Consider the following 16,095-nt stretch of genomic DNA (forward strand, 5'->3'; position numbering starts at 1 on the left):
AAAAGAGAAGGCTCTTCATATGCTGATTCTCAGCGGCGTCGTCCGACCAAGCTACGCCAAACTTCGTTATGCGATCCCGCTCTTGAATAGTGAAGATCCATCGAGCGCCCTCCAAGAAAAACCTGTACACGCGGTCAGAGCACCGGGCCTCCTACGCAAATTCTTTGAGTTGCTGAGCAGGACACCAAGAATGAGAGATCGCTCAGACACCCTCGAGCTCGGACTTCTTACACGTTTGTCCACAAGCACACGTTCTTCCCTATAGAGCCCACGCTCAGAATGGTGTCGGCTGCGGCATGATCATGCACACGATGCATGAACCTGTCCACAATGCAGACACCAGGTTCATCGAAATCCGATTGTGAGACAGGATGCGTGTCAGCGAGGCCGCACTCCTCTCTTGTACCCTTCCTATCAGCTGAGGTAAGATGCCCCTTCGTCGGTGATTCCCGCCCTGGCGACGCTTTCCGCTGTGGATGCGGCGTAATCCATTAATGTGACGTGGAGAGGTGGCCGAGTGGCCGAAGGCAGCGGTTTGCTAAACCGCCGTAGGGACAAAATCTCTACCGAGGGTTCAAATCCCTCCCTCTCCGCCACCCTCTTGACCGCATAGTTGCGTGGCCGGCATAGAGCCTGGCCTGACCGGCCATCCCCTATTCATGTGGGATTTCTGTTGTGAGGTTTGGAAAGTCTATCGTATCCTTACAGGTCACATCAGCCCATCGCCCATCATAAGAAAGGACCTCCACTCCATGCGAATCCGTACATTATGTGTTGCCATAGGGCTCCTCTTTCTTACGACACCGTTATTGGCCGCCTCGCAAGATCCGACGAATGATGACCAGAAAACGTTGTATGCGCTCGGGCTGGCCATTAGTCAATCACTGGGGACCTTTTCCCTCAGCGAAGCCGAACTCGATATGGTCAAAAATGGCCTCACCGACGGCGTACTCAAACGCTCCCCAAAAGCTGATCTCCAAACATTCGGGCCGAAAATCCAGCAACTTCAACAGGCTCGATTGGCGCTGGTTGCTGACGGCGAGAAGAAAGCAGGAGCCGCGTTTCTAACCAAAGCGGCCTCGGAGAAGGGCTCGACCAAAACTGAATCCGGCATCGTGATCACCACCATCAAGCCGGGAACCGGAGCTACGCCAAAGGCAACGGATACGGTTAAGGTCCACTACCACGGTACCTTAACCGATGGGACGGTGTTTGACAGTTCCGTCAAACGAGGAGAGCCTGCAACCTTTCCTCTCGACAAAGTCATCAAATGTTGGACAGAAGGGGTTCAACAGATCAAGGCCGGGGGAAAAAGTCGGCTTATCTGCCCGTCGAATCTGGCGTATGGCGACGCAGGATCACCGCCGGTTATCAAGCCCGGATCCACGTTGGTGTTCGAGGTCGAGTTACTCGAAATCGTCAACAAGTAGGCGTCTGAGTGACCGCCCCTTCAAGAAGGGGCGGTCACGATTTGATTGAGACGGGAACCTCGCCGCAATCTGAACACCGCTCACGCTATGTGTCTCTGGTCGAAACTACCGTGAGCGAGACGATTTTCTCCCATCCCATAGAATCTTCGCCTCCTTCTCCTCTACGCTGGCTCATCCTTGGGCTACTCTTTTCCATCAGCGTCGTCACCTACATCGATCGTATCAACATTTCAGTCACGGCACGCCACATGATGCCGGCGCTGGGATTGACCGAGCAAGAGATGGGATTTGTCTTCTCCGCGTTCGTCGTCGGTTACGCCTTGTTCCAGATTCCCGGTGGGTGGCTGAGTGATCGCTGGGGCATTCGCATCGTCCTCATGATCGCACTGATCTGGTGGTCCTGCTTTACCGCCTGGACCGCCATCGCCGCGACATCGTTCCTAGCCGGACCGCTCGGCATCGTCGGTGCCCTGGCCCTGGTCAGATTTCTTCTCGGTGTCGGCGAAGCAGCGGCCTTACCGACCTTTAATCGCGCCGTCACCGACTGGCTTCCCGCTCATGAGCGCGGCCTTGGCATCGGGATTGCCATCGGCGGGATTGGCATCGGCGCAGCGATCACTCCGCCGGTAACGGCTTGGATCATGGTCAACTACGGCTGGCAATCTGCCTTTTATCTTTCAAGTGGCATTGGGCTCGGCCTTGCCGTTATCTGGTGGTGGCTAGCCGCCGATCGTCCATCGCGTCACCGATGGCACATTCATGACAAAGCCATACCGCCCGCAGCTCAACCTGTTCCGCCACGCCCTTCGATTCCTTGGGCTACCCTTCGAAACACGCCGAGCGTGTGGTGGCTGATGTTGAGTTACGGATGTTTGGGCTATGTCGCCTATGTCTACATGTCTTGGTTCTATCTCTATCTCGTCAATGAGCGTGGGTTCAGTGTGCTACGCGGTGGGGTGTTTGCTGCCGCCCCCTTCCTTGCAATCCTTGTCTCATCCCCTGTGGGCGGATGGGTCACGGATCGATTGGCCATGAAGTATGGCGTCACCAGGGGGCGACAGCTCGTGGGGATGACGGGGATGGGACTAGCCGCCGGCTCCATCGCCCTGGGTGCGGTTGCGGAATCCCCCTACCTTGCTCTGGCCAGCCTGTCACTAGGCGCCGGATGGCTGTACTTCACCGTCGGGGCCTATTGGTCCTCGACAAGCCATCTATCACCGACCCATGCCGGAAGCCTCTCAGGTCTCATGAATATGGGCGCCAACCTTGGCGGAGCCATTTCTCCGACACTCACACCCTGGCTCGCTCAACAGTGGGGTTGGGGTGCTTCGCTCGGCCTTGCCGCCTGCATTTCCCTGCTCGGGGGAATCATGTGGTTGCGCATCAGGCCTGGAGATGGACTCAAGCACCGTTGAAGAGTGAATGGGGAACATGCAGTTTCGTTGTTTCAGGGTTTCACAACCGGTCAGCCGACAATCGCCACGCCATGCGATGGGCTGATGAGAGCCTTGCCTCTCGGAAGAGCGCCTTGCTACATTCACGACCATGACACTCGAGTTCAGAAAGAAAGATCCCCGCGTCACGATCGCCACGAGATTCGGCGAGATCAAGATTCGCTTTTACCCGGACGCGGCGCCGCGCCATGTGGAGAACCTTATCAATCTCATCAAGATGGGGTTCTATGACGGCACCACGTTCCATCGTGTGGTGCCTGGGTTCATCATCCAGGGCGGCGATCCACTGAGTAAATCTCCCGACCGCACCCTCCACGGGACAGGCGGACCAGGATACTTTCTCTCCCCCGAGCCGAACGATTACCCGCACAAGCGCGGGGCGCTTTCCATGGCGAAAATGCCCCGAGAGAGCAATAGCACACGCGACTTCAACGACAACGGTTCACAATTCTTTATCTGCGTCGGAGATAACAGCGGGTTAGATCGGCGCTACACGGTGTTTGGAGAAGTCTTTCGTGGGATCGAGGTTGTCGACAAGATTGTCGGCGCGTCTCGCGACGAGCGAGACAACCCACTGGATCCGATCCGGGTCACGATGACCGTGAAAGAATAGGTAATCAAGCGGCAGCGCGGCGTGCCTATGGATGTGAAGACCATTCATGTGAATAGTGTCATCCTCTCGGCCTCGGATGCTGAATCCATCCGCCGGGCGGGACGGATCATCACAGCAGGTGGACTCGTCGCCTTTCCGACCGAGACGGTGTATGGACTCGGATGCGATGCGATGAATGCTGACGCAGCCGCGAAGGTCTTCGAAGCCAAACAACGTCCGCAGTTCGATCCGCTCATCGTCCACATCGCCGACCACAAGCAATTGGAGATGGTGATCGGTCGCTTGCCCTCTCTGGGTCAACGGCTCATCGATGCATTCTGGCCCGGTCCGTTGACGTTGGTCTTGCCCAAACAGCCGGCGATCCCGGATCTCATCACCGCCGGGCTCTCGACCGTCGCAGTGAGAATGCCGAACCATCCGGTAGCGCAGACTCTTATTCGAGAGGCAGGCACCCCGATCGCAGCGCCCAGCGCCAATCCGTTCGGCTATGTCAGCCCGACCACGGCTCAGCACGTGGCGGCAGGGCTTGGGAGTGTCGTCGACCTCATCCTCGACGACGGACCATGTCCGATCGGAGTCGAATCGACGATTGTTTCACTGGCAGAATCACAGCCCGAGTTATTGCGCCCGGGCAGTATCACCATCGAACAACTCCGTGCCGTCATCGGCGCTATTCGTCCGGCGTCATCTGTGAATCAAACGCCACTGGCACCCGGTCAAGCGTCACGCCACTATGCAACGCGAACACAACTGATGCTCTTACCATCAGCCGAAGCCAGGCCGCTCCTGAAAGATGATGAGCGCGCAGGATTGCTGATCCACTCACGCCCAAAAGACACCGACCATCGCTTTGCCGCTGTTGAAATTCTCTCTTCGACCGGTGATCTGAGGGAAGCTGCGCGCCATCTGTTTGCAGCGCTTCGACGGCTGGACTCCCTTGGTCTGGATAGGATCTATGCAGAACCTTATAAGGAAGAAGGGCTGGGAGTCGCAATCATGGATCGCTTGCGCCGCTGCGCGACGCCATGACGGCGCCTCGTGCACGACTTGACTCGCAGAATGAGCCTCCCTGCTTATCTCCCCGTTCTTGTCTTCGCTCCTCGCTGCCCGCTCTCCACTCATCGTGACGTCCGTTGAAACAGGTACTTTCGGATCGACACGCGGTTCTTATCGAGGATACCCGCCAAGATCAGGCTGTAGGCGAGGAGTCGAATGGAGTAGACGAGGGGTTCGCTTTCCGAATTCACGACATAAGCCGCCAAAATGACCCGGCATACAGCTTCCAGCACAAAGGCCCACGCGAAGAAAAGAAAGAAACGGTCGCCGGTCATCTTCCAGTACTTGATGAAGAAAAGCACGACGACCGCGTTAGCCATGATGATGCAGCCGAGCAACAGCTCCTCGGCTTCTTCCAATCCCCACATGCCTATCTCCATCATTCCCGCTCAAAAATCAATCCAAAAAGAAAGATGCCGTGCGCTACCAAGGTGACGGTATACCGATATACGGTCAAATCGACGAATGGAAAGACCAGCTTATCGACCATGAGGAACATGTTGTTGCCCGCCACGATGGCGAAGAATAGGCCGCTCCAGAATAACAGTCGATTGCCGCTTCCCCCATACGCGTGCAAGAGCAACCAAGCGCAGAGGACGGCCGTCAAGGTGCACAGGCTGTAGATCAGCGTCGCCATCCTATTCCTCCGACGTCAGGTCGAATGCGCGCGCGAACCCTTCGATGCGCGTACGGGCCTTTGCATGCACCAAATTCGAGACCGGGACCAGGTGCTTCGAGTAATAATAGGCGAGCCGATCCACCATTTCTCGGAGGTCCCCAGTGTCGGGCCGGTACCGGTACACCGGCTTCGTCTGCTCGTTCACGCAAACCAGTAAACCTTGGCCGCACAACCCGGCCAGTATCGGGGCACAGTTCTTTTCAGGGATATACAATCGGTCCGCCACCTCCTTGCATTCCCACCAAGTATCGGGACTTTGTCGCAGCAGCAAGACTGCCTCTAACTGAGCGATGGAATCGATACGCTTGAGAATGAATAGACCGACGTCCCTGGGAATGATCGGTTCCACGGTCCCCCTCAAAACGGGCGGTCTTGCGTGAAAAGTTCGATATCGCCGTTGGGATGCGCATGACTCAGGACATCGTCCTCGCCGGGAATCTCCCGCCGATTAGCCGGACAGTTGGCGCGGATGAGGTTGTGTAAGTGATCCGAAATCGAATCTTTCGTGATATAAGCGGCCGCCCCGGCGGTCTTCATTCCCTGCTCGTATCGGATGTCATCATGCATCGAAAGGCCGATGACGACCATCGATGGATGTCGGGTTTTGATCTGGCCGGTCGCATCGACGCCGTTCATTTTCGGCATGTTGACGTCCATGATCACGACATCAGGCAGAAGCGCATCCGCCATGGCGACGGCCTCGATGCCGTTGCCTGCCTCGCCGACCACGACCATATCGGCATAACTCTCCATGAGCGAGCGCAGACCTTGACGGACGACCGTGTGGTCGTCGGCCAACAGCACTCGAATCAGGGCAGTACGAGAGTCGTTCTCGGGCGAGAGAGGAGAAGCACCGGCACCCTCATTCGATTCTCTCGGAGGAGGTTGCGCGGGGTCTACCGCGGATGAAACCGGGGCCGGCTTGTTGATCGGTAGAATCAGCGTCGCGGTCGTGCCCTCCCCCGGGGACGATCGCAAGTCAAACTGTCCCCCCATGGCAATCATCCGTTCTTTGATGCTGAATAACCCGAATTTTGACGACTGGGGCGTCATGTCGCCCCGGATCGCCTTCGGATCGAATCCTTGCCCGTCATCTCGAACTTCGATCAGCAGCGAACCATCGCGCTGTTCAGCTGACACGACGGCTTTGCCGGAGCCGGCATGCTTGGCCGCATTGATCAATAGCTCTCGGACGGATTGAAATAAGAGCACGCTGATGTCCCCGGGCAGGCTCAGCTCCTGGCTTCCCGACCAACGCACCCCGACGGTCAACTTATGCTGTTGCATATGGTCGCCAAGCCATTCGAGGGCGGAGGGAAGGCCGAAATCCTGCAAGACGGGAGGACTGAGGTCGGCGATCAATGTGCGCGTATACTGGAGCGATTCATTCAGCACATCAACCGTCTTGTCGACAAGCGCGGCGGCTGAATGCCCGATCATGAGCGCCTTCGCTTGACCGAGTTGAAGACGACCCAATACAAGCAGCTGCGCCAGGTGATCGTGTAAATCGGTCGCCAGTCGTTTCCGCTCTCGCTGCTCAATCAAACTCAGCTCGGCGGCCAACACCCGCAGCCGGGCTTGGGATTGCACCAATTCCGCTGTGCGAATTTCCACTCGCTGCTCCAATTGTTCCGCTAGGCGACAGACCTTTTGATGAATTGCGTGCCGTTCCGTCACATCTCGGATAATGACGGTGTACGTGATCGGAGTTCCCATCGAAGTCCGGTTCAGAGAGATTTCCAGCGGAAATATGATCCCATCGCAACGCCTGCCCGTGCTCTCCTCTAATCCGCCGGAGACTCCGCCGGTTTCGGGTGTGGCGGAATGCCCGAGCCAACTGCGCGGTCCTGCGGGGAACGCGTCGGGCATCAATATGGCGACGTTCCGGCGAAGTAGGTCTTTCCGTGGATAGCCGAACATCCGCTCCGCTGCGGCATTGCAGGATAGAATGGTCCCTTGTTCGTCGAGCGTGATAATGCCGTCGAAGGCCGTTTCCACGAGGGCTCGATACTTCCCCTCGCTGTCCCGGAGGGCGCGTTCAGCCTGATACCGATATAACGCGATGTCGATCTGCGTCGTGAGATCCCGCTCAACGAACGGCTTGAGGATGTAGCCGAACGGATCGGTGAAGCCCGCGCGCCTGATGGTCTCGTCGTCTGAGTGGGCCGTGAGAAATACCACCGGCACATCCGTAAACGATTTCAAGGATTCCGCAACTTCAATGCCGTCCAACGGACCGGCTAACCGGATGTCCATGAGTATGAGATCAGGCCGATTCTGCCGCACCATACGGACGGCATGCTCGCCTCGAGAAACGGTGCCCGAAATGGCGTAGCCGGCCCGCTCCAATTTATCAGCCAGGTCGGCCGCGACGATGGCTTCATCTTCAACGATAAGAATATTCGCTTTCGTCATCAACGCTCCCGGGAGTCCGCGATTCCTATCCCATGGATGTCGAAGCAGATCTCAAAAGTGGTTCCCGATCCGTTGCGATGCCTGAGATCCGCTCGTAATTGCTCGCTGAGCATGCGGACCAGGCGCAAACCCAACGACTCCGTGGCGTGCCAATCGAAGCCCGAAGGAAATCCCTTGCCGTCATCCTGAAAGACGAGCCGCACAGAGCGATTGTCGATACACGTCAAACAGATTTCGATGAGGCCTTCCTGCCGTCCTATAAACGCATGTTTAAGGCTGTTGGTCGCCAACTCGTTCAAGATCAGGCCGCAAGGGATCGCCCGATCAACAGGCAGACGCACCGGTTCCAACTGCATATTCAGCCGTATCTTCGATGAGACTTCCCCATGGGCTTGGAAGAGTTCTTTCATAAGATTTTTCGTGTATGTACCCAATTCGGTCTGGGCGAGATCCTCGGATTGATAGAGCTTCTCGTGGACCAACGCCATCGAACGGACTCGGTCACGGGCGTCCCGGAACAGTGCCTGCACGTCCCGACCTTTTTGTCGAGCCGCTTGCAAATCAATGAGACTCGATACAATCTGCAGGTTATTCTTCACGCGATGATGGACTTCCCGCAGCAACGTATCTTTTTCGTGGAGGGACGCTTTCAATTGCGCCAGCCGTTCTTCGATCTCGGCTTCCATGGCTCGGTTCATCGTCTCCAATATCCGCGTTTTCCGGAACAGGTCCACAAGCACCGCCACCTTCGACCGTAGAATCAGCGGATTGACCGGTTTGCTCAAATAGTCCACCGCGCCCGCGCCGTAACCCTGCAGCACGTCTTCGTCCTCGCCATAGTAGGCGGTCAGGAAGATGATCGGCACGTGCTGCGTGCGCTTACGCCGCTTGATCATCTGCGCCAGCTCGTAGCCGCTGAGGTCCGGCATCCGAACGTCCAACACGATGACGGCGAACTCCTCGCGCACGAGCGCCAGCAATGCCTCGTCGGCGGACCGTGCGCGAAACAGGCGGTAATCCGGCATGGTCAGCACACTTTCCAGCACATCGAGGTTCCGGATGTCGTCGTCGACCAATAAGATGTTGACGGAATCCTTTATGCGCGACTCGTGACATGTGGAATCGATCAACGTCGTCACCGGTACAACCACACACGCAGCATCGAGAGCAGTTGATCGGTATTCACCGGCTTCGCGACGTAATCCGACGCGCCGGCTTCCAGGCACTTTTCGCGGTCCCCCTTCATCGCCTTGGCCGTCAAGGCCAAGATCGGCATCGAGCGGAACTTCGGCTGTTTGCGGATTTCACGGATCGTCGTGTAGCCGTCCATCTCGGGCATCATAATGTCCATGAGCACGACGCTCAGCTCCGGCGTGGTGTGGATCAGCTCGATCGCTTGCCGGCCGTTGGTGGCGTTCATCACGTCCATCTCCTGATTTTCGAGCACCGTGGTCAGCGCGAAAATGTTGCGTGCGTCGTCGTCGACCACCAATACTTTGTGCCCTTTCAGCACGTCGTTGGACTGATGCAGTCGCGCCAGCAGTTGCTGTTTGGATTCCGGCAGATCGGCCACCACCCCGTGTAGAAACAACGCCGTCTCGTCGAACAAGCGCTCGGGCGACTGCACGTCCTTCAGCACCACGCTCTTAGCCACCCCCTTGAGCTGCTGTTCCTCCTCAGGCTTTAAATCCTTGCCGGTGAACACGACGATCGGCACATGGTCCAGCGCGGGATCCGCCTTGACTTCTTCAAGCAGCTCGAACCCACTCATGTCCGGCAGCCGCAGGTCCAGTACGCAGCAGTCGAACGCCTGCATGCGGAGCGCCTCCAACGCCGCGGCCCCGGTGCTCACATTGACGATTTCGATGTCGTCGTGCAGCAGCAGTTCGTTGATGCTGCGGCTTTCCACTTCATTGTCTTCCACCACCAACAGCCGCTTTAGGCGCGGCGTGATGAACGTGCGGATGCGCTCGAAACATGATTCGAGCCCTTCCGTCGTCACCGGTTTGACCATGTAGGAGAACGCGCCGTGCGAGAGCCCGTGTCGTTCCTCTTCTTCGAGGGAAATGATTTGCACGGGGATGTGCCGGGTGTTCGGATTCAGCTTGAGATTGTTCAACACGGTCCAGCCGAGCATGTCGGGAAGGAAAATATCCAGCGTGATGGCCGCCGGCAGGTACTCCGCCGCCAGATCCAACCCTTGCTTTCCCTTCATGGCCACGATGCCTTTGAAGCCTTTGTCATGGGCGAGTCCCAGTAGCACCCGGGCATAATGGAGATCGTCTTCGATGATCAGCAGAACCGGATCGCCTGGGACGATGTACTCCCGGTCGTCGGGAATCGGCTCTTCCCGCACCACCGGCAGAATCGGCAGGGCCGTCATCCGTTCGATAGACTCCATGTTCGCGCCCGACGTCCGGATTTTATCCGACGAAGGACCGGTATAGATCAGGGGCAGGAACAATGTGAATGTGCTCCCCCTCCGTACTTCACTAATCAAGCGGATTTCTCCGCCCAAGAGCGTCGCCAGTTCGCGGCTGATCGCGAGGCCCAACCCGGTGCCACCATATTTGCGGCTGGTGCCGGCATCGGCCTGTTGAAAAGCTTCGAAGATGAGCTTCTGCTTCTCCGGCGCGATGCCGATCCCTGTGTCGACGATCGAGAGCGCCATGACCAGGTGGCTGCGGCTCAATACCGGATGCTCCGTCGTCCACCCATCCGTTACCAGACGGACCTGCATCGACACCTGGCCGTTCGAGGTGAACTTGAAGGCGTTGGACAACAGATTTTTCAAGATTTGCTGCAGCCGCTTGGGATCGGTAGTGAAGGCTCGCGGCAGGCCGTGGTCGAATTCCATGTGGAAGGGCAAGTTCTTCGCATCGGCGATGTGCCGGAAGTTCCGATCCACGCTCTCGCGCAGCGCGAGGAACGTCATTTCTTCCGCCTCCACCGTCACCGTACCGGATTCGATCTTCGACAGGTCTAGAATGTCGTTGATGAGGTTCAGCAGGTCCGAGCCGGCGCTGTGAATGTTCCTGGCGAATTCGACCTGCTTGGACGATAGATTGCCGGTCGTGTTGTCGCCGAGCTGTTGGCCCAGGATCAGAATGCTGTTGAGCGGCGTACGGAGCTCGTGGGACATGTTGGCCAGGAACTCGGACTTGTACTTGGACGTGAGCGCAAGCTCCGCCGCCTTTTCTTCCAGCGCGCGGCGGGCTTGTTCCACTTCCTTATTCTTGCGCTCGACCTCGGTGTTGCGCTCGGCCAGCAGTTTTGCCTTCCGTTCGAGCTCTTCGTTGGTTTGCGTCAGCTCTTTCTGCTGGGATTGCAGCTCAATGGTCAGCTGCTGGGACTGTTGCAACAGATTCTCAGTCCGCATCGTGGCTTCGATCGTGTTGAGCACGACCCCGATGCTCTGGGTGAGCTGCTCCAGGAACATCAAATGTGTGACGGTGAACGGATGCATGGACGCCAACTCGATGACGGCTTTTGTCTGACCTTCGAACAGCACCGGCAGCACGACGATGTTGGCCGGGATGGATCGGCCGAGGCTTGAGTGGATCAATCCGTAGGACGGCGGCACGTCGGTCAACAGAATACGCTGCTTTTCGACTGCGCATTGCCCGACCAAGCCTTCGCCGACCGCGAACCGGTCGGCCTGGTCCTTCTGCCGAGCGAACGCCCCCAGGAGCCGCAGCGACGGTTGCTCCCCTTTGGCCATGTCCAGCTGATACACGGTTCCTTCCTGTGCTCCTACCAGAGGAGCCAATTCGGACAGCAGCATCTGGCCGACAGTGAACAGGTCGCGTTGGCCTTGGAGCATGCGGGTAAACTTGGCGACGTTGGTCTTGAGCCAATCCTGCTCCTGATTGCGCTCCGTCGTGACGCGCAGGTTGTCGATCATCGTGTTGATGTTGTCTTTCAACTCCGCCACCTCGCCTCGGGTTTCCACTTGAATGGACCGCGTCAAATCGCCCTTCGTGACGGCGGTCGCGACTTCGGCGATGGCCCGTACCTGTGTCGTGAGATTGGCGGCGAGCAGATTGACGTTCCCGGTCAAGTCCTTCCACGTGCCCGCGGCTCCTGGCACGTTGGCCTGCCCCCCCAACCGGCCTTCGACGCCGACCTCCCGGGCGACGTTCGTGACCTGCTCGGCGAAGATGGCGAGCGTATCGGTCATATTGTTGATGGTGTCGCCAAGAGCGGCCACCTCTCCTTTGGCTTCCACGGTCAACTTTTGCCGAAGATTGCCGTTGGCGACCGCCGTCACGACCTTCACAATGCCGCGAACCTGGTCCGTCAAGTTCGTGGCCATGACATTCACGGAGTCGGTCAAGTCTTTCCATGTCCCGCCGACTCCCTGAACAAGCGCCTGGCCTCCCAACTTGCCTTCTGTACCGACCTCGCGCGCGACACGCGTGACCTCGGCGGCGAACGCGTTGAGCTGGTCCACCATCGTGTTGATCGTGTTTTTCAACTCGAGAATCTCGCCTTTGACGTCCACGGTGATCTTGCGCGACAAGTCGCCGCGCGCCACAGCGGTGGTGACTTCGGCGATGTTCCGCACCTGTGCCGTCAAGTTGGCTCCCATCGCGTTGACGGAATCGGTCAAGTCCTTCCAGGTACCGGCGACGCCAGGCACCACCGCCTGCACGCCCAACCGACCTTCCGTGCCGACTTCGCGGGCCACCCGAGTGACTTCCGAGGCGAACGACCGTAACTGCTCGACCATGGTGTTGATCGCTTCTTTCAATTGTAAAATCTCGCCACGCACGTCCACCGTGATCTTGCGCGACAGGTCGCCGTTGGCGACCGCGATCGTGACTTCGGCGATATTTCTGACCTGCGCTGTCAGATTGGACGCCATCGAGTTCGCGTTGTCTGTCAAGTCCTTCCAGGTGCCAGCGACGCCCGGCACGACGGCCTGACCGCCGAGCTTGCCTTCCGTGCCGACTTCGCGGGCCACCCGGGTGACTTCCGAGGAGAAGGACCGCAGCTGCTCCACCATGAGGTTGACGGCTTCTTTGAGCTGGAGAATTTCTCCGCGCACGTCCACGATGATTTTCTTGGACAGGTCGCCGTTCGCCACGGCGACGGTCACTTCCGCGATGTTCCGCACCTGAGCGGTCAAATTGCCGGCCATTTCATTGACGCTCTCGGTCAGCTCCTTCCACACGCCGCTCACGCCTTTGACCTGCGCCTGGCCGCCGAGCTTGCCTTCCGTGCCGACTTCGCGGGCCACCCGGGTGACTTCCGAGGCGAAGGACCGCAGCTGCTCCACCATGAGGTTCATGGTTTCTTTCAACTGCAAGATCTCGCCGCTCACGTCCACGGTAATCTTGCGCGACAAGTCGCCGCGGGCAACGGATGTCGCCACCTCCGCGATATTTCTCACCTGGGCCGTCAAATTGTTGGCCATTGAGTTGACGTTGTCGGTCAGGTCCTTCCACGTCCCGCCGACACCCGGGACCTGCGCCTGGACGCCCAACTTGCCGTCCGTGCCGACTTCGCGGGCCACCCGCGTCACCTCAGCCGCGAATCCGTTCAGCTGATCCACCATCGTATTGAGTGTGTTCTTCAACTCGAGAATCTCGCCTTTGACGTCCACTGTAATCTTGCGCGAGAGATCGCCTTTCGCCACGGCTGTCGCGACCTCCGCGATGTTCCGCACCTGTGCCGTCAAATTGGATCCCATGGCGTTCACCGAATCGGTCAAGTCCTTCCATGTCCCGCCGACGCCCGGCACGACGGCCTGCACGCCCAATTTGCCTTCCGTGCCGACGTCCCGGGCGACGCGCGTGACCTCGGCGGCGAAGCCATTGAGCTGGTCCACCATCGTATTAATCGTGTTCTTCAACTCAAGAATTTCACCCTTCACGTCCACCGTGATTTTTCGTGACAAGTCGCCGCGCGCGACGGCCGTCGTGACCTCGGCGATATTGCGCACCTGGGCCGTCAGGTTGATCGCCATTGCATTCACCGAGTCGGTCAGATCCTTCCAAGTGCCCGCCACGCCAGGCACCTGCGCGTTCACGCCGAGCTTCCCTTCCGTCCCGACCTCCCGCGCAACACGCGTGACCTCCGACGCGAAGGAGCGCAGCTGTTCTACCATGGTATTGATGGTTTCCTTCAGCTGAAAGATTTCACCACGCACGTCGACCGTGATTTTTCGAGACAAGTCTCCTCGCGCAACGGCAACGGTCACTTCTACGATATTACGGACCTGTGCCGTCAGGTTGGAGGCCATTGAGTTGACGTTGTCGGTCAGGTCTTTCCAGGTGCCTGCGACGCCGGGCACGACCGCCTGGCCGCCCAATTTGCCCTCGGTCCCGACTTCACGGGCCACGCGCGTGACTTCGGACGCAAACGACCGCAGCTGCTCGACCATGCTGTTGACGGCCTCTTTGAGCTGGAGAATTTCTCCGCGCACGTCCACGATGATTTTCTTGGACAGGTCGCCGTTCGCCACGGCGATCGTGACTTCGGCGATGTTTCTGACCTGCGCCGTAAGGTTCCCAGCCATCTGATTCACCGAGTCGGTGAGTTCCTTCCATACGCCGCTCACGCCCTTGACCTGCGCTTGTCCGCCGAGTTTGCCTTCTGTGCCGACTTCGCGGGCCACGCGCGTGACTTCCGAGGTGAACACGGAGAGCTGCTCAATCATCTTGTTCACGAGTTTGGCGCTCCGCAAGAATTCGCCTTCGAGCGCGCGACCGTCCTTTTCGAGCGCCATGGATTGGCTTAAATCGCCCTTGGCGACGGCGCCGACGGCGCGGGTCACTTCGGTGGTCGGCGACACCAAGTCGTCAATGAGCGTGTTCAACGATCCAATTTCATCTGCCCAGCCTCCCGCCACCGCCGGCACCGAAAACCGCTGTTTCAACCGGCCTTCCTTGCCGACGACGCGACAGACTCGAACGGTTTCTCTGGCGCGGCGCTCGCTGACGGTCAGGATATCGTTCATCGTGTCGGCCATCTTGCCCAGGACGCCGATCCACGTCGTCGGAAGGCGAACGCTGAAATCCCCATTTTTATAGGCCACCATGACATGGAGGATCTGGCCAAGCTCCGTTGAGCCGTCGAATGCACCAGATCCGTTTCCACATCCGATTGTTGGCGCAGCTCCATTCTGGAACCGACGATTTCTCTGGACGGTTGTTTTCATGGAATTCCCAAGGAACCAAAGGTTAGACAGGCTCGTATCGAACCAGTTACCGGCGACGAAACTGCGCCTATACAAGGAATAAACGAACTAGGAATTCCCCTAGGGAAGATCTGATTAATTCACGTTTCCACTCGGCAATCTGTTTCTGGGGTGATCACCAGGGTGAATTCGGTGGGCATCCGCTGGCTCGGAAGCCTTTTTATCGGGCGCACCCACCGTCCGATGGCCCGCTGTCCGCCTCCGGACACACGTCTTCTACGTCCCCGCCATGAGCCGCCGTCGCGCTACGTACAGATTCGCCAACCCGCAGCTGATATGCAGCCAATGGGTATTCTTCGCCAACCCGCGATAGCGGACTTTGGCCCAGCCGAAGATGCGCTTGATCACCAAGAACGTATGCTCCACTTTGGCCCGCACTTTCGATTTCGTCCGGTTCCTGGCCCGCTCCTCCTCACTCAGCGGTCGATAGCGGTATGCTTTCGCCTGGATGAAACTCTTGGCCTTAGGCGCATGCTGCCGGATCACCTCGCGTTGCCCACTGTAGGCGGCATCGCCCCACACCCGAGTCTCCTGGCCATGCAGCAACTCCGGTAACATCTGACTGTCATGCACATTGGCAGCGGTCGCCGCGACCGAATGAATCAGTTTCGTCTGGCTGTCCACGCCGATATGGGCCTTCATACCGAAATACCACTGATTGCCCTTCTTGGTCTGATGCATCTCGGGATCCCGCTCCTTTGTCCGGTTCTTCGTCGAACTGGGCGCACTGATGATGGTCGCATCGACGATGGTGCCGCGGCTCACCTGGAGCCCTTGCTTCGTCAGATACGCACCGATCTGTGCAAAGAGCTGCTCACCCAACTGGTGGGCTTCCAGGAGGTGGCGAAACTTGCAGATCGTCGTCTCATCGGGTACGGGCTCACGGCCCAGATCAATCCCGACGAACTGTCGCATGGCCCGTGAGTCATACAGCGCTTCTTCCACAGCTGGGTCCGACAGGTTAAACCACTGTTGCAGGCAATGGAGGCGCAGCATGCGTTCGATCCCGACCGGTGGACGCCCCGGCCCATCGGCCTTGGGATAAACCGGCTCGATCACGGCCACTAATTCCGCCCATGGCACCACGCGATTCATCTCGTCGAGGAACTGCTCACGGCGGGTGGGCTTGCGATATTGCTCAAACGTGACCTCGGCAAACGTCGATTGCTGCATAGATGCGCCTCCTCATCAGGACTGCGTGTCCTTTAGCACATCCCGCGGGAAGAATAAATCAGACCTTCCCC

11 protein-coding genes and 1 tRNA gene are annotated in these 16,095 nt (G+C 58.3%); 5 read left to right on the plus strand and 7 right to left on the minus strand.

The genetic code is table 11. From position 1 onward, the window contains the following. Positions 1-503 precede the first annotated feature (503 nt). From COMA2_RS17300 to COMA2_RS17320, 5 genes are all read left to right on the plus strand, one after another. Positions 504-596: transfer RNA gene (locus tag COMA2_RS17300), tRNA-Ser, on the plus strand. 156 nt (positions 597-752) lie between these two features. Beyond that, positions 753-1,430, plus strand: coding sequence for an FKBP-type peptidyl-prolyl cis-trans isomerase (locus COMA2_RS17305; protein ID WP_090901300.1), 678 nt, complete (start codon positions 753-755; stop codon positions 1,428-1,430). A gap of 41 nt (positions 1,431-1,471) precedes the next feature. Continuing rightward, a complete protein-coding gene (locus COMA2_RS17310; RefSeq protein ID WP_175304691.1) occupies positions 1,472-2,845 on the plus strand; it encodes an MFS transporter in 1,374 nt (457 codons plus the stop codon). Positions 2,846-2,975: 130 nt separating this feature from the next. Next, positions 2,976-3,497 carry a peptidylprolyl isomerase gene (locus COMA2_RS17315; protein WP_090901306.1) on the plus strand — a complete coding sequence of 174 codons (522 nt, stop codon included), beginning with the start codon at positions 2,976-2,978 and terminating at the stop codon, positions 3,495-3,497. A gap of 27 nt (positions 3,498-3,524) precedes the next feature. Continuing rightward, a complete protein-coding gene (locus COMA2_RS17320; protein ID WP_090901309.1) occupies positions 3,525-4,526 on the plus strand; it encodes an L-threonylcarbamoyladenylate synthase in 1,002 nt (333 codons plus the stop codon). A gap of 89 nt (positions 4,527-4,615) precedes the next feature. On the opposite strand, the gene COMA2_RS17325 is transcribed toward COMA2_RS17320, so the two are convergent. The 7 genes from COMA2_RS17325 to COMA2_RS17355 all read right to left on the minus strand — a co-directional run bounded on the left by COMA2_RS17325 (position 4,616) and on the right by COMA2_RS17355 (position 16,024). After that, a complete protein-coding gene (locus COMA2_RS17325) occupies positions 4,616-4,936 on the minus strand; it encodes a DUF5985 family protein (RefSeq protein ID WP_217490809.1) in 321 nt (106 codons plus the stop codon). Beyond that, positions 4,933-5,190 (minus strand): DUF5985 family protein, encoded by a 258-nt coding sequence (locus tag COMA2_RS17330; RefSeq protein WP_090901312.1) that lies wholly within the window; start codon positions 5,188-5,190, stop codon positions 4,933-4,935. Before COMA2_RS17330 ends, COMA2_RS17325 begins: the two co-directional genes overlap by 4 nt. A 1-nt stretch (position 5,191) precedes the next feature. Further along, on the minus strand, positions 5,192-5,581 hold the full coding sequence (locus COMA2_RS17335; protein ID WP_090901313.1) for a hypothetical protein: 390 nt from the start codon (positions 5,579-5,581) through the stop codon (positions 5,192-5,194). Positions 5,582-5,589: 8 nt separating this feature from the next. Then, positions 5,590-7,647, minus strand: coding sequence for a response regulator (locus tag COMA2_RS17340; RefSeq protein ID WP_090901316.1), 2,058 nt, complete (start codon positions 7,645-7,647; stop codon positions 5,590-5,592). Further along, positions 7,647-8,786: a sensor histidine kinase gene (locus COMA2_RS17345; protein ID WP_175304692.1), complete on the minus strand. Its 1,140-nt coding sequence runs from the start codon at positions 8,784-8,786 to the stop codon at positions 7,647-7,649. Before COMA2_RS17345 ends, COMA2_RS17340 begins: the two co-directional genes overlap by 1 nt. Then, a complete protein-coding gene (locus tag COMA2_RS17350; protein WP_090901367.1) occupies positions 8,783-14,692 on the minus strand; it encodes a HAMP domain-containing protein in 5,910 nt (1,969 codons plus the stop codon). Before COMA2_RS17350 ends, COMA2_RS17345 begins: the two co-directional genes overlap by 4 nt. 375 nt (positions 14,693-15,067) lie before the next feature. Continuing rightward, entirely contained in the window at positions 15,068-16,024 is a 957-nt protein-coding gene (locus COMA2_RS17355; RefSeq protein WP_090894682.1) for an IS5 family transposase, read from the minus strand. Positions 16,025-16,095 lie beyond the last annotated feature (71 nt).

Source organism: Candidatus Nitrospira nitrificans (genome assembly GCF_001458775.1).
Taxonomy (GTDB): domain Bacteria; phylum Nitrospirota; class Nitrospiria; order Nitrospirales; family Nitrospiraceae; genus Nitrospira_D; species Nitrospira_D nitrificans.

Bases quoted from the DNA above. Each gene is read 5' to 3' on its own strand.
- COMA2_RS17305 (WP_090901300.1), top strand. From the start codon at position 753: ATGCGAATCCGTACATTATGTGTTGCCATAGGGCTCCTCTTTCTTACG.
- COMA2_RS17315 (WP_090901306.1), top strand. From the start codon at position 2,976: ATGACACTCGAGTTCAGAAAGAAAGATCCCCGCGTCACGATCGCCACG.
- COMA2_RS17320 (WP_090901309.1), top strand. From the start codon at position 3,525: ATGGATGTGAAGACCATTCATGTGAATAGTGTCATCCTCTCGGCCTCG.
- COMA2_RS17325 (WP_217490809.1), bottom strand. From the start codon at position 4,936: ATGATGGAGATAGGCATGTGGGGATTGGAAGAAGCCGAGGAGCTGTTG.
- COMA2_RS17330 (WP_090901312.1), bottom strand. From the start codon at position 5,190: ATGGCGACGCTGATCTACAGCCTGTGCACCTTGACGGCCGTCCTCTGC.
- COMA2_RS17340 (WP_090901316.1), bottom strand. From the start codon at position 7,647: ATGACGAAAGCGAATATTCTTATCGTTGAAGATGAAGCCATCGTCGCG.
- COMA2_RS17350 (WP_090901367.1), bottom strand. From the start codon at position 14,692: ATGGTGGCCTATAAAAATGGGGATTTCAGCGTTCGCCTTCCGACGACG.
- COMA2_RS17355 (WP_090894682.1), bottom strand. From the start codon at position 16,024: ATGCAGCAATCGACGTTTGCCGAGGTCACGTTTGAGCAATATCGCAAG.